Source organism: Micromonospora eburnea, assembly GCF_900090225.1.
Lineage (GTDB): Bacteria > Actinomycetota > Actinomycetes > Mycobacteriales > Micromonosporaceae > Micromonospora > Micromonospora eburnea.
In genome coordinates this window covers 5,322,129-5,347,742 of the sequence record NZ_FMHY01000002.1, presented here as the reverse complement: position 1 = coordinate 5,347,742, position 25,614 = coordinate 5,322,129, and the positions used below count along the sequence as shown (strand labels likewise).

The window sequence follows — 25,614 nt, the reverse complement described above, 5'->3', positions numbered from 1 at the left end:
GAGGCTACGCGCCCTGACGGGCGCGCCGGTGCCAGCCACCAACAAATCGATGCATCTGCATCTTGACGAAGTGATGACGGCGTGAGTAGCGTCTCAGCAATCAATTAGGAAAGTTTCCTAACTGTTGGGAGGCGCCATATGAAGAGATCGCTCCGCCAGGCCCTCTGGGCCACCGGTGCCGTCTTCACACTGGTGGTCGCGGCGGTACCGATGGCGACCGCGTCCGCCGCGGGCAGCGTGACCGCCACCTTCGCCAAGGTGCAGGACTGGGGGACCGGCCACGAGACGAGGGTGACCGTCACCAACGGCACCAGCGCCAGCGTGGACACCTGGCGCATCGAGTTCGACCTGCCCGCGGGCACGACCATCGGCACCTTCTGGGACGCCGACGTCACCAGCAGCGGCAACCACTACGTCGCGGTGAAGAAGAGCTGGGCCGGCCCGCTCGCGCCCGGTGCCAGCTTCAGCTGGGGCTACAACGGCACCGGGGCGTACCAGGGGCCGGTGAACTGCACCGTCAACGGCGCCTCCTGCTCCGGCGGCAGCACCCCGCCGCCCACCACCGCCCCGCCGACGACGACCCCGCCCACCACGGCCCCGCCGACCACTCCGCCCCCGACCACCCCGCCGCCCACGACCCCGCCGCCGGCCGGGGGCAAGAAGGTGGTCGGCTACTTCGCCGAGTGGGGCGTCTATGCCCGCAACTACCACGTCAAGAACATCCACACCAGCGGGTCCGCGGCGAAGCTCACCCACATCCTGTACGCCTTCGGCAACACCAGTGGTGGCCGGTGCAGCATCGGTGACAGCTACGCCGACTACGACAAGGCGTACACCGCGGCGGACAGCGTGGACGGCGTCGCCGACACCTGGGACCAGCCGCTGCGCGGCAGCTTCAACCAGCTCCGCAAGCTCAAGAGGATGTACCCGAACCTGAAGGTGCTCTGGTCGTTCGGCGGCTGGACCTGGTCGGCCGGCTTCACCCAGGCCGCGCAGAACCCGGCCGCGTTCGCGGACTCCTGCTACTCACTGATCAAGGACCCGCGCTGGGCGGACGTTTTCGACGGCATCGACATCGACTGGGAGTACCCGAACGCCTGCGGCCTGCAATGCGACAGCAGTGGCCCGAACGCCTTCAAGAACGTGATCAGCGCGCTGCGCAGCAAGTTCGGCTCCAGCTTCCTGATCACCGCGGCGATCACCGCGGACGGCAGCGCCGGCGGCAAGATCGACGCGGCCGACTACGCGGGCGCCGCACCGCAGCTCAACTGGCTGATGCCGATGACGTACGACTTCTTCGGCGCCTGGGCGGCCCAGGGCCCGACCGCGCCGCACTCGCCGCTCACCTCGTACACCGGTATCCCGCAGCAGGGCTTCTGGTCGGACGCGGCGATCCAGAAGCTCAAGTCCAAGGGCATCCCGTCGGACAAGTTGCTGCTCGGCATCGGCTTCTACGGCCGCGGCTGGACCGGGGTCACCCAGTCCGCCCCGGGCGGCACCGCCACCGGCCCGGCGCCCGGCACGTACGAGCAGGGCATCGAGGACTACAAGGTGCTCAAGAACACCTGCCCCGCCACCGGCACCGTGGCCGGCACCGCGTACGCCAAGTGCGGCAGCAACTGGTGGAGCTACGACACCCCATCCACCATCGGCGGAAAGATGACGTACGCGAAGAACCAGGGCCTCGGTGGCGCGTTCTTCTGGGAGCTCTCCGGTGACACCAGCAACGGCGAGCTGATCGGCGCCATCAAGGGCGGTCTCGGCTGAGCCGAGGGCCGACGCACCACCCACCCGGCGGGGAGGGGCCGCACCGGCCCCTCCCCGCCCGCTGCTCAGCCCCGCGGGCCGCGCTCGCGGTGTTCCCTGGGCGGCAGCCCGTACGCGGACCGGACCGCCCGGCTGAAGTGCGCCCGGTCCCGGGCCGGCGCCGCGTGCCCGCCCGGGCGGACGGGCCGGCGGAGGCGAGGATGGGCGGGCCGACCACCACGACCGTCCGGGCTCCGCGTCGAGGTCGCCGGCCGATGTGACAGACTCGCCGCTCGGCATGTCTCGACGCCCGCGCCGATGGGAGAGACCGATGGGCCTGACGCACCCGAGAACGGCGGCCGCTGCCGCCCTGCTCGCGCTCCTGCCGGCCGTCCTGACCGGCTGCGGCTTCGGCGGCGACGACGACACCGCCGGGGGAGCCGCGTCCAGCGACGCGCGGCGGGCACCGGCCGAGGAAGCGGCGGCCAAGAGCCGCGAGCGGGTGCAGGCGTACCTCGACGCGATGGCCGCCAAGGACACCGACGCGGGTCGTAGCCAGCTCTGCGCGCCCGCCCAGACCGCCTTCGACGCCGCCGCGACCGGTCCCAACGGCGACTTTGCCGACCACTTCACCGTGCCGCAGGCGACCATCACCGACGTCCGCTCCGGCCCGAACGGCCAGGAGGTCAGCACCAGCGTCACGGTCGCCGTCGGATCCCGCAAGGCCACCCGGCCGCTGCTGTTCACGGTCACCCGCAGTGGCGCCGACTGGTGCATCTCGGCCGAGGCGCCGGGTGGCAACACCCCGGATCCCGACACCACCCCCTGACCCGGCGCCGGGCGGAACTCGCGCCGGGCGGGAGTGTGGGCGATCTCCCAACCACCGGAACCGTGCCCCTCGGCGGTGGGCCGCCACCGCGGTCGCCGTACGCTTTCTGTCATGCGCCATGAGTGGCATCAACTGAGTCACCCCGCGGTGGGCAGCCCGAGCCTGCAGACCAGCCGGCCGACCGCCGACTCCGCTGAGGACGCGGCCTTCGGCCTGGACCGCTGGCGGGAGCTGCCCCGCGTTCAGACCCCGCCCTGGCCGGACCCGGCCCAGGTCGCTCAGGTCTGCAAGGTGCTCGACAAGGTGCCCTCGGTGGTCGCGCCGTACGAGGTCGACCAGCTCCGGCGGCGCCTGGCGCTGGTCTGCGAGGGCAAGGCGTTCCTGCTCCAGGGCGGCGACTGCGCGGAGACCTTCGCCGACAACACCGAGAGCCACCTGCTGGCCAACGCCCGCACCCTGCTCCAGATGGCGATCGTGCTGACCTACGGCGCCTCGCTGCCGGTGGTGAAGGTGGCCCGGGTCGCCGGCCAGTACACCAAGCCCCGCTCGCTGCCGACCGACGCGCGGGGTCTCCCCGCGTACCGCGGTGACATGATCAACTCGCTGGAGGCGACGCCGGAGGCGCGGGTCGCCGACCCGCAGCGCATGATCCGGGCGTACGCCAACTCGGCCGCCGCGATGAACATGCTCCGCGCCTATCTGGCCGGCGGGCTGGCCGACCTGCACGCGGTGCACGACTGGAACAAGGACTTCGTTCGGCAGTCGCCGTTCGGCGAGCGCTACGAGGAGATCGCCCGGGAGATCGACCGAGCCCTCGCGTTCATCCGGGCCTGTGGGATGACCGACGACGAGGCGTTGCGGACGGTCACCCTCTACTGCTCCCACGAGGCCCTCGCGCTGGAGTACGACCGGGCGCTCACCCGGATCTCCGACAACCGGGCGTACGGCCTCTCCGGGCACTTCCTCTGGATCGGCGAGCGCACCCGGCAACTCGACGGCGCGCACATCGACTACATCTCCCGGATCGCCAACCCCATCGGCGTGAAGCTCGGCCCGACCACCACCCCGGACGAGGCCATCGAGCTGTGCGAGAAGCTCAACCCGGACAACATCCCCGGCCGGCTCACCCTGATCAGCCGGATGGGCAACCACCGGGTCCGCGACGTCCTGCCCCCGATCGTCGCCAAGGTCACCGCGGCCGGCGCCAAGGTGGTCTGGCAGTGCGACCCGATGCACGGCAACACCCACGAGTCCTCGAACGGCTACAAGACCCGGCACTTCGACCGGATCGTCGACGAGGTGCTCGGCTACTTCGAGGTGCACCGTGGCCTGGAGACCCACCCGGGCGGCCTGCACGTCGAGCTGACCGGCGAGGACGTCACCGAGTGCCTCGGCGGCGCCCAGGGCATCGAGGACCTCGACCTGCCGGATCGGTACGAGACCGCCTGTGACCCGCGACTGAACACGCAGCAGTCGCTGGAACTGGCTTTCCTGGTGGCGGAGATGCTCCGTGGCTGACGCGAGGAGTGAGCTTGCGAGCCCCGCAGTCGGCGGCCGAAAGGACGACAGTGGCTGACGCGAGGAGTGAGCTTGCGAGCCCCGCAGTCGGCAGCCGAAAGGACGACAGTGGCTGACGCGAGGAGTGAGCTTGCGAGCCCCGCAGTCGGCGGCCGAAAGGACGACAGTGGCTGACGCGAGGAGTGAGCTTGCGAGCCCCGCAGTCGGCGGCCGAAGGGACAACAGTGGCTGACAACCTGATCGATCTCCGTTCGGACACCGTGACCCGGCCGACCGTCGGGATGCGGGAGGCGATGGCGACCGCCGAGGTCGGCGACGACGTGTACGGCGAGGACCCGACCGTCGCCGCGCTGGAGGCCGAGGTCGCCGCCCGCTTCGGGCACGAGGCCGCGCTGTTCGCCCCGAGCGGGTCGATGGCCAACCAGATCGCTCTCCAGCTCGTCGTACCGCCCGGCGAGGAACTGCTCTGCGACGCCGACGCGCACGTCGTCACGTACGAGATCGGCGCGGCCGCCGCGTACGGGGGAATCTCGTCCCGGACCTGGCCGGCGGTCGGCGCGCAGCTCGACCCGGACGTGGTGGCCGGGATGGTCCGGCCCGACGGCTACTTCGCGGTGCCGACCCGGGCGATCGCCGTCGAGCAGACCCACAACCGGGGCGGCGGCGGGGTGATTCCCCTCGCCACCCTGCGCGAGCTGCGCCGGGTTGCCGACGAGCACGCGCTCGCCCTGCACTGCGACGGTGCCCGGATCTGGCACGCACACGTCGCCGACGGGGTGCCGCTGGCGGATTACGGCGCGCTTTTCGACACCATGTCCGTCTGCCTCTCCAAGGGCCTCGGCGCGCCGGTCGGCTCGCTGGTCCTGGGCAGCGCCGAGAAGATCGACCGGGCTCGGTGGGTCCGCAAGCGGATGGGCGGCGGCATGCGACAGGTCGGCATCCTCGCCGCCGCCGGCCGGTACGCCCTCGCCCACCACGTCGAGCGGCTCGCCGAGGACCACGCCAAGGCGGCCCGGCTGGCCGAGGCCGTCGCCCCGTACGGGGTGCTCGCCACCCCGGTGCGGACCAACATCGTGCCGCTCGACCTGACCAAGCACCCGCTCGACGCGAAGGCCCTCGCGACCGCGGCCCGGGCGGCGGGCGTGCTGATCTCGGTGCTCGGCCCCCGTACCGCGCGCCTGGTCACCCACCTGGACGTGTCGGAGGCGGCCGTCGACCGTGCCGCCGAGGCCATCGCCGGAATCCTCCGCGCCTGACCCGCCCTTGTTGATCAAGGAGTTTGCGTCGGAATCCGCGCTCCGGCGGACGCAAACTTCTTGATCAACGCCCGCCTGAGCGCCGCGCCCACGGGTGGGTGGTCAGGGGTGGAGGCGTTTGAGGGTGGCTATGTCGGCGGCGTGGCCGGCGTGGGCCTCCGTCGGGGTCTCCACCAGGACCGGTACGCCCGCGGTGGCCGGGTGGCGCATCAGCTCGGCGAACGGCGCCTCCCCGATGTTGCCCTTGCCGATGTTCTCGTGCCGGTCCCGGGTGGAACCGCACAGGTCCTTCGAGTCGTTCGCGTGCACCAGCTTCAACCGGTCGGCGCCGACGGCGGCGACGAGGGCGTCCAGCGTGGCCGTCATCCCACCCTCGACGGCCAGGTCGTGCCCGGCGGCCCAGGCGTGGCAGGTGTCGAAACAGACGCCCAGCATCGGGTGGCGGTCCACCGTGTCGAGGTACGGGCCCAGGTGCTCCACCCGGGAGGCCAGCGACCGGCCGCCCCCGGCGCTCGGCTCGACCAGCAGCATCGGCCCCTCGACGGCTGCCGCCTCGTCGAGCAGCGGCAGCAGGGCCTCGCGTACCTGCCGCATCGCCGTCTCGGCGTGCCCCGCGTCCACCGCGCTGCCCGCGTGGAACACCACCGCCTCGGCGCCGATCGCCCGGCCCCGGCGCAGCGCGTGCGCCAGGGTCTGCGCCGACCGCTCGACCGTGGCCGGCGTGGGCGAGCCGAGGTTCACCAGCAGCGAGGCGTGGATGAACACCGGCACCCCGCGCTCGGCGCAGCCGCTCCGGAACAGCGCGTCCTGGGTGGGGTTCCCCGCCGGCAGGGCCCAGCCCCGGGAGTTCGAGACGTAGACCTGCACCACCTCGGACGCCGCGGCGTCGACGTATGGCAGCGCCGCCTTCGCCAGGCCACCCGAGGTGGGGGTGTGCGAGCCGACCCGCCGCCGCAGGACCGGCTCGCTCCTCGCGTTCACAGGCACGTCAGGGTGACCGGGGTGCCCGGCGGCACCGGGGTGTTCTCGCCCGGGTTCTGGAAGCGGACCACCCCGTTGGGGTTGAACTGGATGTTGGCCGGGAAGCCCTGGCTCTCCAGCACCTGCTTGGCCTCCTGACAGGGCATGTCGATCACCCGGGGGACGGGCACCTGCGGCGGCCCCTTGCTGACCTCCAGCTTGACCTGGGCGCCCTTCTCCACCCCGGTGCCGTCGGCCGGGCTCTGGCCGAGGATCTCGTCCCTCGGCTTGTCCGAGTCCTTGTACGACTCCACCGGCGTCAACCCGAGCTGGGCGAGGATGTTCCGGGCCTCGTTGAGGTTCTTGCCCACCAGGTTCGGTACGGAGATCGGGGCGCGGCCCTTGCTCAGGATCACGGTCACCTTCGTGCCCGGCTTGACCACTGTGCCCACCTTCGGGTCGGTGGTCACCACCACCCCGGCGGGCAACTCGTCGTCGTACTTGGCCGTGCCCTTGACCACCACCAGCTTGGCGCCGGTCAGCTCGGCCTGCGCCACCTCGAACTCCTTGCCCACCACGTCCGGCACCGGGAGTTGCTCCGGGCCGAGCGACAGGGTCAGGGTGATGGTGCCGCCCTTGACGATCCGGGCCGTGGCGGCCGGGTCCTGCCTCAGCACGCTGTCCTTCGGCACCTTCTCGTCATAGCGGGAGTCGGTGTACTTCAGGGTGAAGCCGCTCCGGGCGGCCTGCCCCTCCGCGTCTGCCTTGGTCAGGCTCACCAGCTGCGGGGTGACGGTGTAGCGCCCCACCCCGAACCACCAGCCGCCGACCGCGGCGACCAGGCCGAGCACCACGACCACCGCGGCCACCGCCAGGCGGCCGCGCGGGGAGCCCATCAGCCGGGTACGCAGCTCGGCCAGCCCGCCACCCCGGTCGTCCGCGGGGGCGGCCCGGCGGTGCGGACGTTGCCCGCCCCCCTCGGGTAGCCGGGCCCAGGAGGGACGCTCGGTGGGGCGGACCGCCGCCACCACCATGGTGGGCTGGGCCACCGGGGCGGTCTCGTCGGTCACCCTCCGCAGCACGGTGGTGTGCGAGTTGGGGTTGCCCAGGCCGTCCCGGGCCACCTGCACCTCGGTCAACAGCGCACCCGCGTCGGCGGGCCGGGCGCCCGGATCCCGCCGGGTGGCCCGGCAGACCAGGTCGTCGAGGACCTTCGGCAGGCTCGGGACCAGGGTCGACGGGGCCGGTACGTCCCGGTCGACGTGCTGCCATGCCACGTCCACCGGGCGGGCGCCGTCGTACGGCACCCGGCCGGTGAGCATCTCGAACAGCACGATGCCGGCGGAGTAGACGTCGGTGCGCGGGTCGGCGTGGCCCTCGGTGACCAGCTCCGGAGCCACGTACGCCACGGTGGCCATGAGCTGGGTGCCGTTCTCGTCCTCGGCGCTCGCCTCGACCGCGCGGGCCAGCCCGAAGTCGGCCACCTTGACCACGCAGTCCACCAGGTTGAAGGTGCCGCCGGTGGGTGCCTCGGCGACCAGCACGTTCTCCGGCTTGACGTCGCGGTGCACCAGGCCGGCCCGGTGGGCGGCGGCGATCGCGGCGAGCATCTGCTCGGCGATCGCGAGGGCCTCGTCCGGGTTGAGCCGGCGCCGCTCGGCGAGGACGTCGCGCAGGGTGCGGCCCCGGACGTACTCCATCACCAGGTAGGGGAGCCCGCCGTGGGTGCCCTGGTCGTAGACCGCCACCACGTTGGGGTGGGTCAGCCGGGCGATGGTCTTCGCCTCGTCGGTGAACCGCTCGACGAAGCCGGCCGTTCGGGAGCGGGCCTCGGCCGCCTGGGTCGGGTGAATGATCTTGACCGCCACGGTGCGCTCCAGGCGCTCGTCGGTGGCGGTGTACACGGTCGCCATGCCGCCACGGGCCACGCGACCGCGAATGCGGTAGCGCCCGTCGATCAGCGAGCCCAGCAACGTGTCGGCGACCTGTGTGTCCATCGGCAGGCAGTCTATGTGTCCATGGGGTGAGGGTTGAACAGGATGCTACAGCCGGGGTCCGACACCCGTCTCGTCGCGCGGCAGGGCGGCGCCGCCGGGTCCGGAGGTGCCCGGCCGGGGGTACCGGTGCCCGGGCCGCTCCGGCACGTGGCAGGGTGTTCGGGTGACCGATTCCGTACCCGCCGACGCGGCCACCGCCGGCGTCGACCTGCCCGGACCGGCCGACCCGGCCGGTTGGCTGACCCTGCCCGACGTGGCCGAGCGTCTCGACCTGTCGATCAGCAAGGTGCACCAGATGATCCGGGACCGGGAGCTGATCGCGGTACGCCGTGACGGTGTCCGCCGCGTCCCGGCCGAGATGGTGGCCAACCACACCGTGCTCAAGCATCTGCCCGGCGTGCTCAACCTGCTCGCCGACGCCGGCTATGACGACGAGGAGGCGCTGCGCTGGCTCTACGAGGAGGACCCCACCCTCCCCGGCACCCCCGCCGCCGCCCTCGCCACCGACCAGGCCCGCGAGGTCAAACGCCGAGCCCAGGCCCTCGGCTTCTGACCCACCCTGCCCCCGCTCCGCTCGTTGATCATGATGTTGTTGTCGCGACCCGCCGATCAGCGGCGCGACAACAACATGATCAACGGCTCGGGCGGGGGCGAGCGTGGCGGCGGGCGGGTCAGTCGGTGCGGCGGGTGGCGGCGATGGCCAGGTCGACCAGGGCCTGACGGGCCTCGGTGTCCAGGTCGACCGTGGTGAGGGCGGCCAGCGCGCTCTCGGTCAGGGTCGCGATTCGCCGTTCGGTGCGTTCCAGCGCCCCGCTGGCCGTGATCAACTCGCGCAGCCGGGTCACCCCGGCGGTGTCCAGCCCCGGGTCGCCGAGCCCGCCGAGCAGCAGCTCCCGGCCGGCGTCGTCGACCCCCTCCAGGGCGGTCGCCACCAGGTACGTCCGCTTGCCCTCGCGCAGGTCGTCGCCGGCGGGCTTGCCGGTGCGCTCCGGGTCGCCGAAGACGCCCAGCACGTCGTCGCGGAGCTGGAACGCCTCGCCCAGCGGCAGCCCGTACGCCGAGTACGCCGCGTGCACCTCGGCCGGGGCGTCGGCCAGCGCGGCGCCCAGCAGCAGCGGCCGCTCGACCGTGTATTTCGCCGACTTGTAGCGGGCCACCTTGCCGGCCCGTTCCCGGGAGGTGTCCCCGGTGACCTGGGTCAGCACGTCGAGGTACTGCCCGACGGTCACCTCGGTGCGCATCTCGTCGAAGACCGGGCGGGCCCGGGCCACCGTACGCGGGTCGAGGCCGGCGGAGTGCAGCAGCTCGTCCGACCAGACCAGGCAGAGGTCGCCGAGGAGGATCGCCGCCGCGTCGCCGAACCCGTCCGGGTCGCCGCCCCAACCGGCCGCGCGGTGCCGGGACGCGAAGCTCCGGTGCACCGAAGGCTCGCCGCGCCGAGTGTCCGAGCGGTCCATCAGATCGTCGTGGATCAGGGCGCTGGCCTGCACGAACTCCAGCGCGGCGAGGGCCGCGACCAGGTGGTCGGAGTCGAGCCCGCCGGCGCCCCGGTAGCCCCAGTAGGCGAACGCCGGCCGCAGCCGCTTCCCGCCCCTCAGCACGAACGCCTCGATCGCCTCGGCGACCGGGACGAGGCCGTCGTCGACGGCGGCCAGCCAGCCGCGCTGGCCGGCGAGGAACTCGGTGAGGGCCTTGTCGATCCGCTGACGCAGGCCGGCGCGGTCGACGGGGGATACGGGAGCAGCGTCGGTCACGCCACGACGCTAGCCGGTCCCCGTCGACCGCGTCGTCCCGGCATGTCGGTGTGCCGTGCGGCGGGTGACGCCGGGCCGCCGTGAGCGCACCGCGTCGGGCCCGTCCGCCGCCCCGCACGGCAGGTACGGGCGGGCGGCGGCGAGCTGGTCGGCGTACCGGCGGGCCGCCGGCTCGTCGCGGTGCGTGGCCAGCCGATGGCGTACCTCGACGAGCTGGCCGACCGCCCGTGGCGAGCCGGACCGGACGGCGTCGAGCAGCGCCTCGCCGGCCACCGCGCAGGCCGCTGTCACCTCGCCGAGCTGGAGGTGGGCCCGGGCCAGCCAGCCGCCGTAGACCGCCGCCCGGCGCGGCCCGCCCCGACCGCCCGTGACGGGCGTCAGCAGCGGCACGGCGGGCCCGGGGCGGCCCACCGCGACCAGGGCACGGCCGGTCATCGCCGCCAGCTCGGCCGCGTCGAGCCAGTACAGCCAGGGCGGCTCCCGGCCCGGCCCGGGCCCCCCGGTCCGCTCGGCGGCGTCCAGCGCCTGCCGGGCGGCGCGCGACCGCCCGGCGAGCGCGGCGGCGAGCGCCACCCGGTGCAGCAGCAGCGCCCGCAGGCCGGGGGAGGCCGCGCCGCGGCAGCCGGCGTACCCGATCCGGGCCAGGGCCAGCGCGCCCGGCGCGTCCCCGACGCCGGCCAGCAGGTGGCTGGCCGACCCGAGCACGTGCCCGGCGAGCCCCGGGTCGGCGGCGGCCACCGCCGCGCGCAGCGCCAGCCGGTAGGCGTCCAGGCCACCGGCCAGGTCTCCGGCGTCGGCGGCGAGCCAGCCGGCGAGCTGCGCCGACTCGGCCAGCGCCGGCAGCAGCCGGCGACGGCCGGTCGGCCCGGCGACGGTGTACTCCCGGGCCGCGCGGCGTAGCCGGTGGGTGCCGTGCCCGGCCAGGTCGGCCCCACCCAGCAGGTCGTCCCAGCGCCGCAGCTCGGCCACCTCGGGGATGCCGGGGATGGCCGGGCCCGCCGACCGGCCCGGCGCCCCGGGGGTACGGGCGGCGAGCGGACCGCCCAGCGAGGCGCCGGACGGGTCGGCCGCCCAGCGGTACGCGAGGGTGAGCAGGGCCACCCGCGAGCGGGAACCGGCCCGGTCGACCACGGCCGGCACGACGCCCAGCCGCCGGGTGTGCGCCGCGGCCTCGGCGAGCAGCTCACCCGGCACCCCGAGGACCGTCGCGAGCCAGCCGGTCCAGAAGTCGCCGGGGAGCCGGCGCTGCCGCTCCCACCGGGAGACCTCGTGCCGGGTCAGCGTCGGCACACCCGAGGCGGCGCAGAGCTCGGCGGCGACCCGCTGCTGGCTCCAGCCGCGCGCGGACCGCAACTCGGCGAGGAGCGGTCCGAGCGGGCGCGGGTCGGCTGGTGGGATCGGGGTCATCGGTCCTCCGGAGGGCGTCGGCGCGGGGCGACGGCGCGGACGCCCGGCAGTGCCGGACCGGCGCGCCGCCGATCGTGCTGACCCCCGCGCGGACCCCCGGGCCGGCCCTCGACCGGCCCCACCGCGCTGCCCCCGTTTCTACCCCGGGGGTACGACGCTCCGTGCGCCCGTGCTCGCAGGCTGGGAAGATCTCGGGTACGACGTGGCGTACCGGTTAGAGTCGATCCGTGGCGCTCGGTCTTCCCTCGGTCCTCCCCAACCCGCAGCCGGCCATCGGGGAGCTGATCCGTGACGGCCGGCCGACCTTCTCGTTCGAGTTCTTCCCGCCCAAGACGCCCCGTGGGGAGCGCCTGCTCTGGCAGGCCATCCGCGAGCTGGAGTCGCTGCGCCCCTCGTTCGTCTCGATCACCTACGGCGCGGGCGGCTCGACCCGGGACACCACGGTCGCGGTGACCGAGCGGATCGCCACCGAGACCACCCTGCTGCCGATGGCGCACCTGACCGCGGTCAACCACTCGGTCGCCGAGCTGCGTAACGTCATCGGCCGGCTGGCCTCCGTCGGCGTCCGCAACGTGCTGGCGGTGCGGGGTGACCCGCCGGGCAACCCGGGCGGCGAGTGGATCCGGCACCCGGAGGGCGTGCGGTACGCCGAGGAGCTGGTCCGGCTGGTCCGCGATGCCGGCGACTTCAGCGTCGGGGTGGCCGCCTTCCCTACAAGCACCCGCGCTCGCCCGACGTGGCCAGCGACACGGAGCACTTCGTCCGCAAGTGCCGGGCGGGCGCCGCGTTCGCGATCACCCAGATGTTCTTCGACGCCGAGGACTACCTGCGGCTACGGGACCGGGTGGCGGCCGCCGGCTGCGACACCCCGATCCTGGCCGGCGTGATGCCGGTGGCCCAGATGAGCACCATCGAGCGGTCCGTGCAGCTTTCCGGGGCGCCCTTCCCGCCGGCCCTGGCCGCGCGGTTCGAGAAGGTCGCCGACGACCCGGAGGCGGTCCGCCGGCTCGGCATCGAGCAGGCCAGCGAGATGTGCGCGCGACTGCTGGACGAGGGGGTGCCCGGCATCCACTTCATCACCCTCAACCGGTCCACCGCCACCCGCGAGGTCTGGCAGCACCTGCGGGCCGACGCGCGGGTGTGACCGGCCGGCCCACGACACCCGGTCCGCCCTTCTACGGTTGATCCCGTGGTGGGCACACAGTTGAACTGGGACCAGTACGCGACCGCCTGGGCGCGGTTGCACGGCGGGTTCGATCCCCGGGCCGCCGCGCCGGTGGTCCGCGCCTGGCTGCGCTTCTCCTACCACGTGGGTTACGTCCTGGGCCGGCTCCGGGTCGGCCCGACCCCGGTGACCGTGTTCGGGGTGCTGCTCTGCGTCTGCGTGCCGCTGCTGGTCGGGCGGCCGACCGACGGGCCGTTTCTCGGCGCGCTGTTCGTGCTGCTGGCCGCGGTGGCGGACAGCGTCGACGGGGCGGTGGCGGTGGCCACCAACCGCACCACCCGGCTCGGCTACGTCTACGACTCGATCGCCGACCGGCTCGGCGAGGCCGCCTGGCTGGTCGCGTTCTGGCTGCTCGGCGCACCGGGCGCGGTGGTCGTCGCGGCCGGCGGCCTGTCCTGGCTGCACGAGTACGTGCGGGCCCGGGCGGTCGCCGCCGGCATGCGCGAGATCGGCACGGTGACCGTGGGGGAACGGCCCACCCGGGTCTGCGTGGCCCTGGTCGGGCTGCTGGTCGCCGGGCTCACCGGTCTGATCGACACCGACGTGATCGCCGGCACCATCACCATGGCTGCCACGGTCTGGGTGCTGCTGGCCGGTTTCGGCCTCGGCCAACTCATCTCCACCGTCCGTCGCACCCTCCTCAACGCCGGCTGACCGCCCCGCACCTGCACGGTGGTGAGAAGGGAGCCCCTCTCTACCGCAGGCGTTAAGAAGGGGCCCCTCCTTACCAAGCCGGGCCGATCTCGTCGGCGACGATCTCCGCGGAGAGGGCGACCATGGGAAGGCCGCCGCCGGGGTGGCTGGAGCCGCCGACCAGCCACAACCCGGCCGCCGGGCCCCGGTTGGCCGGGCGGAGCAGCCCGCCCGCCGTGCCGTAGATCGCCCCGCCGGGCGCGCCGGTCGCCGCGTCCAGGTCGGCCGGCGTACGGGTCTCGCGGAACACCAGCCGGTCCCGGACGTCCACGCCCCGTTCGGCGAGCACGTCGAGGATCCGGTCGGCGTACGCCTCGGCCAGCCCCGGCCGGCGCCAGTCGACCGCGCCGGCGGCGGTGCCGTGGCGGGCGGCGTTGACCAGTACGAACCACGCCTCGTGCCCGTCCGGGCGGACTGCCGGGTCGGCGGCCACGGTGACGAAGACCGTCGGGTCGAGGGCCGGCCGGGCGCGCATCCCCCGCCCCGGGTCGCCGAAGACCGCGTCGAACTCGGCATCGTTGTTGTCGGGGAAGAAGACGGTGTGGTGCGCCAGCCCGGAGTCGCCGCGTACGCCGAGCAGCAGCACGAAGCCGGCCAGGCTGCGGTCGGTGAGCCCGGCCAGCCGGCGCGGGGTGGGCAGCAGGTCCCGGTAGAGGGTGAGCGCGTCCACGTTGGCCACCACCACGTCTGCGGGGACCGGGGCGGCGGCCCCGGCGAGACGTACCCCGTGCACCCGGCCGCCGGCGGCGTCGATCCGGGTGACCGTGGTGTCGGTCCGTACCGTCACGCCGAGGTCGAGGCAACGGGACAGCAGCGCGTCGGCGAGGGTGGCCAGCCCGCCGCGCAGGTACCAGCCGCCGTACGCCAGTTCGGCGTACGGGACGGCGACCAGCGCGGCCGGCGCGCGGCGCGGGTCGGCGCCGGTGTAGGTGGCGTACCGGTCGAGCAGCATCCGCAGCCGGGGGTCGGACAGCTCGCGGCGGCCGAGGCCACGCAGGGTACGGCCGGGGGCGATCGCGGCCAGGTCGCCGAGCCGCCAGGCCAGCGTGGCCAGGTCGCGGGGGGAGTCGATCGGGCGGCGCAGGACGTCGCGGTGCGACGCCGCCCAGACCCGGGCGGCCCGCCGCCAGAGCCGCTGCCAGTCGGCGGCGGCCCGGTCGCCGAACGCCGTGCCGATCCGGGCGGCGAACTCGGCCGGGTCGGCGCAGGAGTCGAGGGTGGGGCCGCCGCCGGGGAAGACGTGCCGGACGATCGGGTCCAGCGGCACCAGGTCGAGGTACTCGTCGAGTTTCGCCCCGGTCGCCTCGAACAGGTCGTGGAGGACCTGCGGCAGGGTGATCAGGCTCGGCCCGGTGTCGAAGTGGTACGTGCCCTCGGGGGTGTCGTGGACGTGCCGGCCGAGCTTGCCGCCGACCGTGTCGGCCCGCTCGAAGACGGTGACCTCGTGCCCGGTGACCGCCAGCCGGGCGGCGGTGGCCAGCCCGCCGACGCCGGCGCCGATGACCACGATCCGCGCCATGCCGCGCCCCTCCTAGCTGACCGGGCGACCCCGCCAGGCGAGCCGGCGTCGCTTCCGCAGATGGTACGACCGGAACGTCAGCCAACCGAGGACCACGACCGACACGGGGTGGCCCAGCGCGTCGGGCCAGGCCCGTCCGCCAGTGGCTCGGGCACTGACCATCCGCCCGGCGACGCCCAGGAGGTAGGCCAGGAACGCCACCCCGGCCACCGTCGGCGCGCCCGCGACCAGGGCCGCGGCGGCGACCAGCGGGGGCGCGGTGAAGAGCAGCAGCAGCAGGGCCACCACCAGGGCCGCGGCGGCCGGGTGGCCGAACGAGGCCCACAGCGACTTGGTGTAGCCGTCGCGCAGCTGCGGCCAGCCGTCGTACATCCGGCAGGCGGCCAGCCGGGAGCCGTCGGCCAGGGCGATCCGGCCGCCGGCCCGCTTCACCGCCCGGGCCAGCTCGATGTCCTCCAGGACCTTGCCGGCCACCGCCGCGTGCCCGCCGGCCCGCCGGTAACCGGCCCGGTCGACCACCAGGAACTGCCCGCCCGCCGCCGCCAGGGACGGCCGCGGCGAGCGTTCCATCGCGCGCAGCGGCAGGAAGGTCAGCCACAGCCACTGCAGCAGCGGCTGCACCAGGCGGTCGGCCGCCGTCCGCACCACGATCCGGGGGTACGGCGACAGCAGCGTGGCCCCCGCCGCGCGCAGCTCGGTCACGGCCGCCGCGACGGCGTACGGGGTGAGCACCACGTCGGCGTCGACGAAGGCCAGCACGGTCGGGGCCGGGTGGGCCCGGGTGGCGAGCTGCCAGCAGGCGTACGGCTTGCCGAGCCAGCCGGGCGGCGGGGCGACCCCGGTGAGCAGGGTTACCCGGGGGTCGTCGCCGGCCACCGCGCGGACCACGTCGGCGGTGCCGTCGGTCGAGCCGTCGTCGAGCACCACGATCCGCAGGTCCGGTACGCCCCGTTGGGCGAGCAGCGCGCGCAGGCACGGTGTCACCCGGTGGGCCTCGTCGCGCAGCGGCAGCAGCACCGCCACCGCCTCGGTCACCTCGACCGGGCCGGCGGCGGGGCGGCGCAGCCAGCGGGTGCTGTTCACCCAGGTGTGGGCGGTGAGCGCGGCGACCGCGACGGCCAGGGCGACAGCAGCACTCATGCCGTCACCTCCCTGCGGTCGGTGACGTCATGAGGCACCGATGCACTGTGTCGATGATTCGCTCGCTGACGCTCGCTCATGCCGTCACCTCCCTGCGGTCGGCGACGTCATGAGGCACCGATGCGCTGTGTCGATGATTCGCTCGCTGGCGCTCGCTCATGCCGGCGTGTCGGCGCCGGGGCGGGCTGCCGGGATCACCTGCCGCCGGTCGTCGGCCGCGCAGCAGCGCCACCGCCAGCGGCACGGCGGCCAGCGCCATGCCGATCCCGCCCCAGACCGCCGAGGCCGGCAGCCGCAGGAAGACCGCGTGCGCCAGCACGCTGGCGGCGTACGTCCACAGGTAGAGCGCGAACATCGGCGCGTCCCGCCGGTCGGTGCGGTCGGCGGCCGGTCCGGCCAGCGGGCGCAGCGCCGCCGCCAGCAGCACCGCGAAGAGCAGCCAGCCGAGGTAGTTGCTGGCCGGGACGCCGGGCAGCCCGGGCAGGGCCGGGGTGGCGTCCCGCCACATCCAGTAGCCCTCGGCCACCATCTGCGGGTCGAGGAAGAGGTCCCAGGTGGCCAGCCCGACCGCGGCCAGCGCGATCCGCCCGGCGCTTCGACAGCTCCAGCCCGGCGCCGGGGAGCCGGTGATCCGGACCGCGGTGAGCCAGGCCGGCCAGGCCATCCAGGTCCACGCCAGGGGGATGATCAGCGGCACTCCGACCAGCTTCGGGCCCAGCTCGCCGGAGTAGCCGTAGCCGCCGAACGGGAAGCCGGTGGCCACCCCGAGCGCCTCGACGGCGAACCCGCCGCCGGTGGCCACCACGACCAGCGCGACCGCGGTACGCGTACCCCGGCTGAGCAGCGCGTGGCCGACGGAGAGCAGGTACCCGAGCACGACGGTGGCCATGGTCAGCCCGGCCCGGGTGGCGCCGGTGGTGAGCGGGTAGCAGATCTGGGCGAGGACCAGGACGGCCAGCAGCGCCCAGAGCAGCCGGCCGCGGCTCACGGCGTGGCCGCGCCCGGTGCGACGCCGGGGTCCGGTGGCGGCAGCGGCAGGTCCCGGCCGAGCACCCCGAACGGCCGCTCGTCGCCGGGGAAGTAGAAGTCGCGCAGGAGGTCGACGAAGCCGAACCGGCGGTACAGCCGCCAGGCCCGGGACCGCTGCTCGTCGGCCTCCGGTGTGGAGAGCAGCGCGGTGGCCCCCTCCGCCATGGTGAGCAGGGCGCGGAGCTGGCCGGCGCCGAGGCCGTGCCCCTGCGCGGGTGGGCGGACGTGCAACTCCACCACCTCGAAGGAGTGGGTCAGCCAACGCCGCCGGGCCTCCGTGCCCAGCGCCCGGTGCACCTGGTCGTGCCACCACTGCCCGGCGGCGCCGAGGTAGCCGTACCCGAAGCCGGCCAGGTGCCCCTCGCTGGTGAGGCTGGCCACGGCGCGGAAGCCGGGACGGCGGACGTGGGTGGCGATGTAGCCGCGCCGGGCCTCCAACAGGTCGGCGCGGTAGCCCATCGCCTCGCCGTAGACGGCCACCACGTCGTCGAGCCGCCGGACCAGGTCGTCCGGCGTCCACCGCACCAGCCTCATGCGTGTCCTCTCACCGATTGCGGGTCGCCCTCGGCGGCCCATCCCAACACCGCGAGGTCGCCGACCACGTCGCACACCGCGAACCGCGCGAACAGTTCCTCCGCGTACCAGCCCTCGGTGGTGGTGCGCGTGATCGCGGCGCGGTGCTCCGGGTGACGGTACGCGAACGCGACCAGGTCCGCCGCGTCCCGCCACACGGTCACCGTGCCCTGCCAGCCGAGCGGGGCCTCGCCGACGCCGAACCGGGCGAGCAGCCCCGGCGCGCCGGGCAGGGCGGCGGCCACCGGTGGGACGGCCCGCCAGAAGGTGACCGCCCGACGGGGCCGCAGCCGGGCCCGGGTCAGCGCCAGGACCGGACCGGTGCCCGGGCCGCCGGACGGCTCGCCGAACGGCCGCTGGCCGGACCACTCGCCCCGGCTGGTCAGCGGGCGCAGCTCCACCCGTACGGCGGAGCGGGCGATCCGGGCCCAGGAGCGGCCGACCGGAGAGGCGTCGAAGCCGGCCGCCACGGCGGGGGAGTCCCAGACGACCAGGGCGGCCCACCGGGTCAGGTCGGCGTCGCCGGGGCCGAAGCCGGTGCCCGTCCCGGTGCCGAGCAGCTTGGCGAACCGTACGCCGGGGGTCCGCCGCAGCCGCGACGGATGCGCCGCCATCCGGGCCAGCGCCCGGGGGACGGCCGGGCGGGGGATCCGCCACACGTGCAGCGTGACGAGTCCGGGCAGGTCGCTGAGCTTGGTGGTGCGCTCGCTCACGCCACCTCTGTCGGGGTGCCGGCGGTGATCCGCAGCAGCTCCGCGTACGTGGTGGGGAAGACCGCCCGGGGCACCCCGCCGGCCGCCCACACCTCGTCGTACGCCCGCAGCGCGGTGTCGACCACGGTGCGCAGCGGCTCGGGGTGGCCGACCGGGGCGACCCCGCCGATCACCTGGCCGGTGTGCCGCTTGACGAACTCCGGGGTGGCCCGGCGCAGGCGGGTGATCCCGAGGGAGGCGGCCAGGCCGGCGGTGTCCACCCGGTGTGCGCCGGAGGTGAGCACCAGCAGCGGCGCGTCGTCGGCGTCGAAGATGAGCGAGTTGGCGATGGCGCCCACGCCGACGCCGAGCGCCTCGGCCGCCGCGGCGGCGGTGTGCACCGCATCGGGCAGCAGGCGGACCCGGCTCGCCGCGCCGGAGCCGTCCTGTGCGCCCGCGTCGTCGAGCGCCTGTTGCACCGCCCGCACGTTCGGGTGTACCGCCTGCGTGTCTGGCTGTGACTGCATGCCGCTCATTCTCCCTGCCCCGCCTCGTCCCGCCGGTCCGGCCCACCCTCCGTACGTCGATCATGAAGCTGTCGCCCTCGTCCCCGGCGTGTCGCGGCAACAACTTCCTGATCGACGGGGTGGGGGCCGGCGGCGCGGGCGGTGATGAGGGCCTGGATGCCGTCGAGGATGCGGGCGAGGCCGAAGTCGAGGGCCTGGTCGCTGTCGTGTCGGGCCGAGCGCAGGGCGGCGGTGAGCGCCGGGAAGCGCTCCTCCCGGCCTCGGAGCAGCGCGGCGAAGCCGGCCTCCTGGGTGGGTCCCGGGGCGCCGGTGGGGGACGCCGTGTGCTGGGCCAGGTTGCGGGCGTGCCCGACCAGCAGCACCGCGACGTCGAGCTGTTCGTCGCCGGTCAGCCCGGTGCCGGCGAGGGCGGTGACGACCCGTTCCAGCCAGGCCAGCTCGTTGGGGCCGGGAATCCGGGGACCGATGGTCGCCGTGTGGGCCCACGGGTGGCGGCGGAACCGGTCGAACAACTGCCGGGCCCAGTCGTCGAGCTGGCCGCGCCAGTCGGTGCCCTGCGGCGGTGGGGGTGGTTCCCCCATCGCCGCCTCCAGCATCAGCGCGACCAGCTCGGCCTTGCCGGGCACGTACCGGTACAGCGCCATCTTGGTGACGTCCAGCGACTCGGCCACCCGCTGCATGGTCAGCCCGTCGAGCCCGTCGGTGTCGGCGATGGTGATGCCGGCCCGGGCGATCGCGGCCAGCGTCAGGGTGGGGCGGGGCCCGCGCCGGGGCCCGCCGGGCGGGTTCCACAACAGCTCGTACAGCCGCCGCTGGTCCGCGTCACCGGTCTCCACGATCACCCCGCTTGTCTCCGGGCCGAAACTGTGTCTATCGTACTCTGTATCCGACGGACACAGTTTTTGATCGGGGGAAATCATGTCTCTTCCGCTGCGCGGTACACGCGTGCTCGTCTCCGGCGCCGGGGTCGCCGGCCCGGCGGTGGCCTGGTGGCTGGCCCGCTACGGGGCCGAGGTCACCGTCGTCGAGGTCGCCCCCGCCCTGCGGACCAGCGGCTTCGCCGTCGACTTCCGGGGGCCGACCCACCTCGGCGTGCTGGCCGCCATGGGCGTGCTCGACGAACTGCGCGCGGTGCAGACCCACGCCGGCGCGATGAGCCGGGTGGACGAGCACGGCCGGGAGCTCTTCCGACTGCCGGCCGAGTTCGCCGGCGGAGAGCTGGAGGTCCGCCGCCGGGACCTGTCCCGGATCCTGTACGAGCGCGGCGCCGACCGGGTCGAGTACCTGTTCGGGGACCGGATCGTCGCGCTCACCGAGGCCGCCGACGGGGTGCACGTCGACCTCGCCCGGGCCGGCTCCCGCACCGTCGACCTGGTGGTCGGCGCGGACGGGATGCACTCCGGCGTACGCCGGCTCGTGCTCGGCCCGGAGTCCGCGTACGTCACCCACCTCGGCTACCACCTGGCCGGCTGGGACCTGCCCAACGACCGCGGCTTCGACGTCGTCCCCCGGCAGTACAACGTGCCCGGGCGGATGGCCAGCGTCTCCGCCGACCAGCGCGACCCGGACCGGGCGGGCGCCCTCGTCGTCTTCGCCTCGCCCCGGCAGGATCACGACCGGCTCGACCTCGACCGGCAGAAGGCGCTGATCACCGACGCCTTCGCCGGGCTGGGCTGGCACGTGCCGCACCTGCTGGCCGGCCTGCGCGCCGTGCCGGAGCTCTACTTCGACGCCATCGCGCGGGTCCGCGTACCCCGCTGGCACACCGATCGGAGCGTGCTGCTCGGCGACGCGGCGTGGGGGGTGACCCTCGGCGGGATGGGGGTCGGCACCGGCGTCGTCGGGGCGTACGCGCTCGCCGGCGAGCTGGCCCTGGCCGGCGGGGATCCCCGGGTGGCGCTGCCCGCGTACGAGCGGCGGATGCGCGGGTACGCGTCCCGCTGGCAGCGCGGCGCCAACCCCGGCCACTTCCTCGCCCCGGCCAGCGGGTGGGGCCTGTGGCTGCGCGACCGGCTGCTGGCCACCCGGCCGGTCCAGGCGATGATGGTCCGCGGCACGGGCGCGCTGGCCACCGATGCCGGCCTGCCCGACTACCTCGCCCGGGTCTGAACGGCTGGCCGGGAGCCGGGCCAGTCAGGGGTGGCCCGGACCCGGCCGGCGGCGTCCACCAGCAGGGCCGCGTACCCGTCCAGGGTGGCCAGCCAGTCGAGCGCGTCCGCGCCACGGGCGACGGCCGCGGTCGCGTACACGTCGGCCCAGAGCAGCTCGGGGCCGACCACGGTGACCGACCGGACGGCCTCGGCGGGCCGGCCCGCGCGCGGGTCGGTGATGTGCGCGCCGCGCCGCGCGGTGCCCGAGGTGGCGACCGCGCCGTGCGCCCGCTCGACGACGTCGAGCAGCCGCTCGGGGTGGCCGGGGTCCTCGATCCCGACCCGCCAGGCCGGCCGGCCCGGCGCGGTGCGCAGCAGCACGTCCCCGCCGGCGTTGAGGCAGAGGTCGTGGTCGGGCAGGTCGGTCAGCCACCGCGCGGCCCGCTCCACCGCCCACCCCTTGACCAGCCCGGACGGGTCGAAGCCGAGGCCGCCGCCGGGCAGCGGCAGCCGCCGGGCGTCGAACCATCCGCCGGTACGGGTCCGGGCCAGCTCGCAGAGCGTCACCACCTCGCGCACCACCGGCTCGGCGGTGGCCGGGTCGGGCAGCGCGCCGCCGAGCCGGCCCAGCACGCTCTCCGGCCGGTACGTGCTGAACACCGCGTCCATCTCGCCCAGCTCGGCGAAGACCTGCTCCACCCGTTCCGCCACCGCGTCGGTGCGCACCCCGGGCCCACGCAGGTGCACGCTGACCGGCAGCCCCATCACCTGCACCACCCAGGCCCGCCGGTCCGGCTCCGTCGCCAGGTTCATCGCCGCCACCCCGCTCACTTCAGGTGCGCCGCGTCGATCGCGGACTGGAGGGACTCGCGGTAGCCGTCACTGGTGACGGTCGCGCCGGAGACGGTGTCGATCCGGGCGCTCTGCGCGGCCAGTGCCTCCTGCCCCAGGATCGGCACCGCGTAGTCGTTGATCTCCCGGTCCCGGCGGTTGCCGTCCGGCACCTGCACGGCGCGGACGTCGGTGATCCTCCCGCCGGAGACGGTGATCTTCACCTGCACCGGCCCCCACCGGGTCTGCGCCACCGACCCGGTGGCCGTGCCGTCGCCGTTGGACGGCCCGCCCGACGGGCCCGACCCGGTGGAGCCTGCGGTGGAGCCGTCGCCCGTGCCGGTCCAGGAACTGCCGGCCGAGCCGTCGGCGATCGCGCTGGTCTCCCCGCCCGGACCCATGGTGCTGGTCTTGTAGCTGAACAGCAGCACCACGACGGCCACGGTGGAGAGCAGCCAGAGGGTGATCCGGCGCACGGATCCTCCTTGTGGGTTCGTGCCTGTCACCAGGCGAAGCTTTCGTGATGGACGTGCGCGTCGGGGACCCCGGCGGCGCGGGCGGCGGCGCGGGCGGCGTCGACCCAGCCGTCCGGGCCGCAGAGGAAGACGTCGTGCGCGGCGACACCGGGGGAGAGCCGGCGCAGGGCCTCCGCGTCGGACATCCCCTCGGCGTACGCCGGCAGCCAGGACGGGCGCCGCGCCCGCGGGCCGACCAGGTGGTGCACGACCAGCCCGCGTTCCGCGGCGAGCCGGTCCAACTCCGCCCGGAAGGCCAGGTCCTCGGGGGTACGCGCGCGGTAGAGCAGCACCGCCTGCCCCGGGGCGTACGGCAGCTCCCAGAGCAGCGCCAGCAGCGGGGTGATCCCGACCCCGCAGGCGAACATGGTGATCCCGCCGCCGCGCCAGCGCTCCCCGGTCAGCCGCCCGTACGGGCCCTCGACCAGCACCCTCGTGCCGGGGCGCAGCGTGGCCACCCGGGCGCTGCCGTCGCCGAGGTCCTTGACGGTGATCCGCATCAGGTCCCGGTTCGGCGGCGCCGACAGCGAGTACGGGTGCGCCCGGGACCAGCCGGGACCGTCCAGGAACCGCCAGAGGAGGAACTGCCCGGCCCGGACGGGCAGCCGGTGCAGGTCGCGTCCGCGCAGCCAGACCGAGGTGATCCCGGGGGCCTCGGGGACCACCGCGGCCACCTCGACCCGGTGCCGCAGCGAGCGCCAGGCGGGCAGCCCGAGCCGGTAGACCAGCACGCTGGCCAGCGTCAGCAGGTAGACCGTCCACCAGTAGGCGCGGGCGGCCGCCGAGCCGACGAAGTCGGCGCCGGTCCAGAGCTGGTGCGGCAGCGCCAGCGCGACGCCGAGGTACGCGTACAGGTGCAGCAGGTGCCAGGACTCGTAGCGCAGCCGGCGCCGGGCCGCCCGGACCGAGGTCACCGCCACCAGCACCAGCAGTGCCAGCGCCGCGGTGGCCAGCAGCATCCCGGGGTACGTGACGACCAGGTCCCAGGTCTCGGCCAGCACGCCCTGCCGGGCGGTGCCGGCGTACCCGAGGGTGGTCAGTGCCACGTGGGCGAGGAGCAGGTTGACGGAGGTGAAGCCGGCCAGCCGGTGCCAGCGGGCGATCCGGTCCTGGCCGAAGCTCCGCTCGACCAGCGGCACCCGGGCCATCAGCGCCACCTGGACGAGCATCAGGTCGGCGCTGACCAGGCCGGCGAGCCGGCCGAGCGAGGTGAGACCGGTGGCGGGGCCGGCCAGCAGCTCCTGCACTCCCCGGTCGGCGGTCCAGAGGGCGGTGACGGCCAGCAGGCTGAGCACCGCGGCGCTGCCGGCAACGTCGGTCCACCAGGCGGGAGCCACCGGCCGGGCGCGGCGTACGGCCCGCTGGTCGGCGACGGCGGCGGTCACCGGGCGGTCCCCTCGGTACGGCTGGCGGCGTTCATGGCGTCCACCCTGGGCCGGGGAACTCGGCGTTGGCTTTGCCGATGCTGTGCGCCACCTGAGAATCCTCCGGCCGGTGGGGTGTCGCCGCCGACTCGCCGGCCGGACGGCGGATCGGCGCGCCGGCCGGGGCACACGTTGCATTTTCGTCGGGGGAGGGGTGTACTGTCAGGGTAGTTAGAACGAGTGTTCGATTCAGTCGTACGCTCGTTCCAACGTCGGGAGCGGTGTTTCGCGGCGCCGGCTCCCGAGCCGGTGCGGTTCCGCGGACCGCACCGGGGCTCCGGACAGTCGCGAGTCCGGGCCCGTCAGGCAGGATCGTCGCCCGCCGCCCACGACCCCCGGGCGGCGGGCGACGGACCCGCCGGTACGCCGGCCGGGTGTGGTGTGGGGAAGCGTCCACACCCGGCCGGCCCCACCCGGTGCGTCTTCCTCCGCACCACCCGCCCCGGCCCATGCGGAGGAGAGACCATGTCGACCAGTCCGGCCCAGGCACCGACGGTGCCCGCGCACGTGCTGCCGCACCGCACCCCCGCCCAACTGCTCGTGGTGGCCCGCCACGGGCTGGCCGAGGCGGCCCGGACCCGCCCCGACGGCCTCCGGTACGCCGCCGCCCACCTCGCGGCGCTGCGCGCCGCCGCCGCCCTGCTCGCCGCCCGGGCCCGCCCCACGCCCGCCCGACGCAGCCGGATCACCAGCGTCTGGGTCCTGCTCGCCGCCGTCGCCCCCGAGCTCGACGAGTGGGCCGGCTACTTCGCCGCCGGGGCGGGTAAGCGGGCCGCCGCCGAGGCCGGCATCCCCCGGGTGGTCACCGCCCGGGAGGCCGACGACCTGCTCCGCGCCGCCGAGCAGTTCGTGGCCGTGGTGGAGACCGCCCTCGGCCTGCAACCGCCGCTCGGCGGTCTGTTTCCGTCACTCCGACGCGGCGCGTCTGACATCACGCCGCGACCCGGAGCGGCCGCCGCCTGACCGGGCGACGACGTCCGGCCACCCGGCGGGGAGGCGGGTGGCCGGACGTGTCGTGCCCGATCCGGCGGCGGCCGCCGCACGCGGAAATTCAGCAGCAGCACCACGGATCGGTACCCGTGGGCGACACCCGACAGGGGGGTAGGTCCGGATGGCGGGCCGCATGGTGGTTGGTTCCGCCGCACTGGCCGAGCTGGTACGGCCGGCGAGCGCGCCCGACCCGGCGGGCGGCCACCGGGTGCTACCCGTCCGGCCCGAGCTGACCGGGCTGCTGCCCCACCGTGGGCTGCGACGCGGCAGCACCATCGCGGTCGGCGCGGGGCAGCCCCGGCACAGCGGCGGGACGTCGCTGATCCTCGCCCTGCTCGCCGAGGCGTCCCGGGCCGGCTCGTGGTGCGCCGTGGTCGGGGTGCCCACCTTCGGAGCCGGTGCGGCGGCCGAGGCCGGGATCGCCCTGGACCGGCTCGCCCTGGTGCCGCATCCCGGGCCCGAGTGGCCCACCGTCGTCGCCGCGCTCATCGACGGCGTCGACGTGGTGGTCACCGCCGTACCGGCCACGGTCTCCGCCTCCGTCGCCGACCGGCTGGCCGCCCGGGCCCGGCAGCGCGGCAGCGTGCTCGTCCCGTACGGCCGGTGGGACGGCGCGGACGTCACGCTGCGGGTGGTCCGGGGGGTCTGGGAGGGGCTCGGGCCGGGCCGGGGGCGGCTGCGCCGGCGAGAGGTGACCGTCTCGGCGCGCGGGCGGGGCGCGGCCGCCCGCCCCAAGGAGATCAAGGTCTGGTTGCCCGGCGACGAGTTGACCCGCGTCATCCCCCGGGCGGCCGGCGCCGCCGCCCGCGCCGTCCCACCCCGGCTCCGGGTGGTGGCGTCGTCCGCCCCGGCTGCCCGGTCCCGCACCGTGGTCGGCCCGGCATGAGTGAGCGGAGCGA

General features: G+C 75.0%; 23 protein-coding genes and 1 pseudogene. 10 read left to right on the top strand and 14 right to left on the bottom strand.

The features are described from left to right. Window positions 1-138 precede the first annotated feature (138 nt). The 4 genes from GA0070604_RS23005 to GA0070604_RS22990 all read left to right on the top strand — a co-directional run bounded on the left by GA0070604_RS23005 (window position 139) and on the right by GA0070604_RS22990 (window position 5,349). Window positions 139-1,767: a glycosyl hydrolase family 18 protein gene (locus GA0070604_RS23005; RefSeq protein WP_091122383.1), complete on the top strand. Its 1,629-nt coding sequence runs from the start codon at window positions 139-141 to the stop codon at window positions 1,765-1,767. A 310-nt stretch (window positions 1,768-2,077) separates the two neighbouring features. Next, entirely contained in the window at window positions 2,078-2,575 is a 498-nt protein-coding gene (locus tag GA0070604_RS23000; RefSeq protein ID WP_091122379.1) for a hypothetical protein, read from the top strand. A 111-nt stretch (window positions 2,576-2,686) separates the two neighbouring features. Continuing rightward, a complete protein-coding gene (locus GA0070604_RS22995; protein WP_091122376.1) occupies window positions 2,687-4,093 on the top strand; it encodes a class II 3-deoxy-7-phosphoheptulonate synthase in 1,407 nt (468 codons plus the stop codon). Between the two features lie 236 nt (window positions 4,094-4,329). Next, window positions 4,330-5,349, top strand: a complete 1,020-nt coding sequence (locus GA0070604_RS22990; protein ID WP_091127348.1) for a threonine aldolase family protein — start codon at window positions 4,330-4,332, stop codon at window positions 5,347-5,349. A 102-nt stretch (window positions 5,350-5,451) separates the two neighbouring features. Here GA0070604_RS22990 and GA0070604_RS22985 read toward each other — a convergent pair whose 3' ends face one another. Continuing rightward, window positions 5,452-6,330, bottom strand: coding sequence for a deoxyribonuclease IV (locus GA0070604_RS22985; protein ID WP_244162052.1), 879 nt, complete (start codon window positions 6,328-6,330; stop codon window positions 5,452-5,454). Beyond that, entirely contained in the window at window positions 6,327-8,306 is a 1,980-nt protein-coding gene (gene pknB, locus GA0070604_RS22980) for a Stk1 family PASTA domain-containing Ser/Thr kinase (protein ID WP_091122374.1), read from the bottom strand. Before pknB ends, GA0070604_RS22985 begins: the two co-directional genes overlap by 4 nt. 163 nt (window positions 8,307-8,469) lie before the next feature. Here pknB and GA0070604_RS22975 point away from each other — a divergent pair, with 163 nt between their 5' ends. Continuing rightward, entirely contained in the window at window positions 8,470-8,859 is a 390-nt protein-coding gene (locus GA0070604_RS22975; RefSeq protein WP_091122372.1) for an Rv2175c family DNA-binding protein, read from the top strand. Between the two features lie 118 nt (window positions 8,860-8,977). On the opposite strand, the gene GA0070604_RS22970 is transcribed toward GA0070604_RS22975, so the two are convergent. Together GA0070604_RS22970 and GA0070604_RS22965 are read right to left on the bottom strand one after the other, a co-directional pair. Further along, the gene (locus tag GA0070604_RS22970) at window positions 8,978-10,060 is read right to left on the bottom strand and encodes a polyprenyl synthetase family protein (protein WP_091122369.1); all 1,083 of its coding nucleotides are present in this window, start codon (window positions 10,058-10,060) and stop codon (window positions 8,978-8,980) included. Window positions 10,061-10,069: 9 nt separating this feature from the next. Further along, window positions 10,070-11,467: a helix-turn-helix domain-containing protein gene (locus tag GA0070604_RS22965; protein ID WP_091122366.1), complete on the bottom strand. Its 1,398-nt coding sequence runs from the start codon at window positions 11,465-11,467 to the stop codon at window positions 10,070-10,072. Between the two features lie 227 nt (window positions 11,468-11,694). On the opposite strand from GA0070604_RS22965, the pseudogene metF reads away from it, so the two are divergent. Further along, window positions 11,695-12,611, top strand: a pseudogene (metF, locus tag GA0070604_RS22960) (methylenetetrahydrofolate reductase [NAD(P)H]). 45 nt (window positions 12,612-12,656) lie between these two features. After that, window positions 12,657-13,346 carry a CDP-alcohol phosphatidyltransferase family protein gene (locus GA0070604_RS22955; RefSeq protein ID WP_091122363.1) on the top strand — a complete coding sequence of 230 codons (690 nt, stop codon included), beginning with the start codon at window positions 12,657-12,659 and terminating at the stop codon, window positions 13,344-13,346. Between the two features lie 70 nt (window positions 13,347-13,416). Here the strand turns inward: GA0070604_RS22955 and GA0070604_RS22950 are convergent, their stop codons facing one another. The 7 genes from GA0070604_RS22950 to GA0070604_RS22920 all read right to left on the bottom strand — a co-directional run bounded on the left by GA0070604_RS22950 (window position 13,417) and on the right by GA0070604_RS22920 (window position 19,707). Continuing rightward, window positions 13,417-14,904, bottom strand: a complete 1,488-nt coding sequence (locus tag GA0070604_RS22950) for a phytoene desaturase family protein (protein WP_091122360.1) — start codon at window positions 14,902-14,904, stop codon at window positions 13,417-13,419. Window positions 14,905-14,916: 12 nt separating this feature from the next. Then, window positions 14,917-16,044: a glycosyltransferase family 2 protein gene (locus GA0070604_RS22945; protein ID WP_091122356.1), complete on the bottom strand. Its 1,128-nt coding sequence runs from the start codon at window positions 16,042-16,044 to the stop codon at window positions 14,917-14,919. 76 nt (window positions 16,045-16,120) lie between these two features. After that, window positions 16,121-17,032, bottom strand: a complete 912-nt coding sequence (locus GA0070604_RS22940) for a carotenoid biosynthesis protein (RefSeq protein ID WP_091122353.1) — start codon at window positions 17,030-17,032, stop codon at window positions 16,121-16,123. Then, a complete protein-coding gene (locus GA0070604_RS22935; RefSeq protein ID WP_091122349.1) occupies window positions 17,029-17,607 on the bottom strand; it encodes a GNAT family N-acetyltransferase in 579 nt (192 codons plus the stop codon). Before GA0070604_RS22935 ends, GA0070604_RS22940 begins: the two co-directional genes overlap by 4 nt. Next, entirely contained in the window at window positions 17,604-18,359 is a 756-nt protein-coding gene (locus GA0070604_RS22930) for a monooxygenase (RefSeq protein ID WP_091122346.1), read from the bottom strand. The genes GA0070604_RS22935 and GA0070604_RS22930 overlap by 4 nt, the downstream gene beginning before the upstream one ends. After that, window positions 18,356-18,865, bottom strand: a complete 510-nt coding sequence (locus GA0070604_RS22925; RefSeq protein ID WP_091127346.1) for a YbaK/EbsC family protein — start codon at window positions 18,863-18,865, stop codon at window positions 18,356-18,358. The genes GA0070604_RS22930 and GA0070604_RS22925 overlap by 4 nt, the downstream gene beginning before the upstream one ends. A gap of 5 nt (window positions 18,866-18,870) precedes the next feature. Then, on the bottom strand, window positions 18,871-19,707 hold the full coding sequence (locus GA0070604_RS22920) for a TetR/AcrR family transcriptional regulator C-terminal domain-containing protein (protein ID WP_244162051.1): 837 nt from the start codon (window positions 19,705-19,707) through the stop codon (window positions 18,871-18,873). Window positions 19,708-19,783: 76 nt separating this feature from the next. Between GA0070604_RS22920 and GA0070604_RS22915 the strand changes: the two genes are divergently transcribed. Next, on the top strand, window positions 19,784-20,974 hold the full coding sequence (locus GA0070604_RS22915) for an FAD-dependent monooxygenase (protein ID WP_091122339.1): 1,191 nt from the start codon (window positions 19,784-19,786) through the stop codon (window positions 20,972-20,974). On the opposite strand, the gene GA0070604_RS22910 is transcribed toward GA0070604_RS22915, so the two are convergent. The 3 genes from GA0070604_RS22910 to GA0070604_RS22900 are packed head-to-tail and all read right to left on the bottom strand — an operon-like array spanning window position 20,956 to window position 23,686. After that, the gene (locus tag GA0070604_RS22910) at window positions 20,956-21,768 is read right to left on the bottom strand and encodes an FAD:protein FMN transferase (RefSeq protein ID WP_208602152.1); all 813 of its coding nucleotides are present in this window, start codon (window positions 21,766-21,768) and stop codon (window positions 20,956-20,958) included. The genes GA0070604_RS22915 and GA0070604_RS22910 overlap by 19 nt on opposite strands. A 14-nt stretch (window positions 21,769-21,782) precedes the next feature. Further along, on the bottom strand, window positions 21,783-22,262 hold the full coding sequence (locus GA0070604_RS22905; protein ID WP_091122335.1) for an FMN-binding protein: 480 nt from the start codon (window positions 22,260-22,262) through the stop codon (window positions 21,783-21,785). A 26-nt stretch (window positions 22,263-22,288) separates the two neighbouring features. Next, window positions 22,289-23,686, bottom strand: coding sequence for a ferredoxin reductase family protein (locus tag GA0070604_RS22900; protein WP_244162050.1), 1,398 nt, complete (start codon window positions 23,684-23,686; stop codon window positions 22,289-22,291). A gap of 504 nt (window positions 23,687-24,190) precedes the next feature. Here GA0070604_RS22900 and GA0070604_RS22895 point away from each other — a divergent pair. After that, window positions 24,191-24,688 (top strand): SAV_6107 family HEPN domain-containing protein, encoded by a 498-nt coding sequence (locus GA0070604_RS22895; RefSeq protein ID WP_091122330.1) that lies wholly within the window; start codon window positions 24,191-24,193, stop codon window positions 24,686-24,688. A gap of 148 nt (window positions 24,689-24,836) precedes the next feature. Then, window positions 24,837-25,601 (top strand): hypothetical protein, encoded by a 765-nt coding sequence (locus GA0070604_RS22890; RefSeq protein ID WP_091122326.1) that lies wholly within the window; start codon window positions 24,837-24,839, stop codon window positions 25,599-25,601. The last annotated feature ends 13 nt before the right edge of the window (window positions 25,602-25,614 follow it).

Excerpts from the sequence above, each read along its gene's own strand:
- pknB (WP_091122374.1), bottom strand. The coding sequence starts at position 8,306 with ATGGACACACAGGTCGCCGACACGTTGCTGGGCTCGCTGATCGACGGG.
- GA0070604_RS22995 (WP_091122376.1), top strand. The coding sequence starts at position 2,687 with ATGCGCCATGAGTGGCATCAACTGAGTCACCCCGCGGTGGGCAGCCCG.
- GA0070604_RS22910 (WP_208602152.1), bottom strand. The coding sequence starts at position 21,768 with ATGAACCTGGCGACGGAGCCGGACCGGCGGGCCTGGGTGGTGCAGGTG.
- GA0070604_RS23000 (WP_091122379.1), top strand. The coding sequence starts at position 2,078 with ATGGGCCTGACGCACCCGAGAACGGCGGCCGCTGCCGCCCTGCTCGCG.
- GA0070604_RS22965 (WP_091122366.1), bottom strand. The coding sequence starts at position 11,467 with ATGACCCCGATCCCACCAGCCGACCCGCGCCCGCTCGGACCGCTCCTC.
- GA0070604_RS22935 (WP_091122349.1), bottom strand. The coding sequence starts at position 17,607 with ATGAGGCTGGTGCGGTGGACGCCGGACGACCTGGTCCGGCGGCTCGAC.
- GA0070604_RS22925 (WP_091127346.1), bottom strand. The coding sequence starts at position 18,865 with ATGCAGTCACAGCCAGACACGCAGGCGGTACACCCGAACGTGCGGGCG.
- GA0070604_RS22890 (WP_091122326.1), top strand. The coding sequence starts at position 24,837 with ATGGCGGGCCGCATGGTGGTTGGTTCCGCCGCACTGGCCGAGCTGGTA.
- GA0070604_RS22915 (WP_091122339.1), top strand. The coding sequence starts at position 19,784 with ATGTCTCTTCCGCTGCGCGGTACACGCGTGCTCGTCTCCGGCGCCGGG.
- GA0070604_RS22945 (WP_091122356.1), bottom strand. The coding sequence starts at position 16,044 with ATGAGTGCTGCTGTCGCCCTGGCCGTCGCGGTCGCCGCGCTCACCGCC.
- GA0070604_RS22950 (WP_091122360.1), bottom strand. The coding sequence starts at position 14,904 with ATGGCGCGGATCGTGGTCATCGGCGCCGGCGTCGGCGGGCTGGCCACC.
- GA0070604_RS23005 (WP_091122383.1), top strand. The coding sequence starts at position 139 with ATGAAGAGATCGCTCCGCCAGGCCCTCTGGGCCACCGGTGCCGTCTTC.
- GA0070604_RS22895 (WP_091122330.1), top strand. The coding sequence starts at position 24,191 with ATGTCGACCAGTCCGGCCCAGGCACCGACGGTGCCCGCGCACGTGCTG.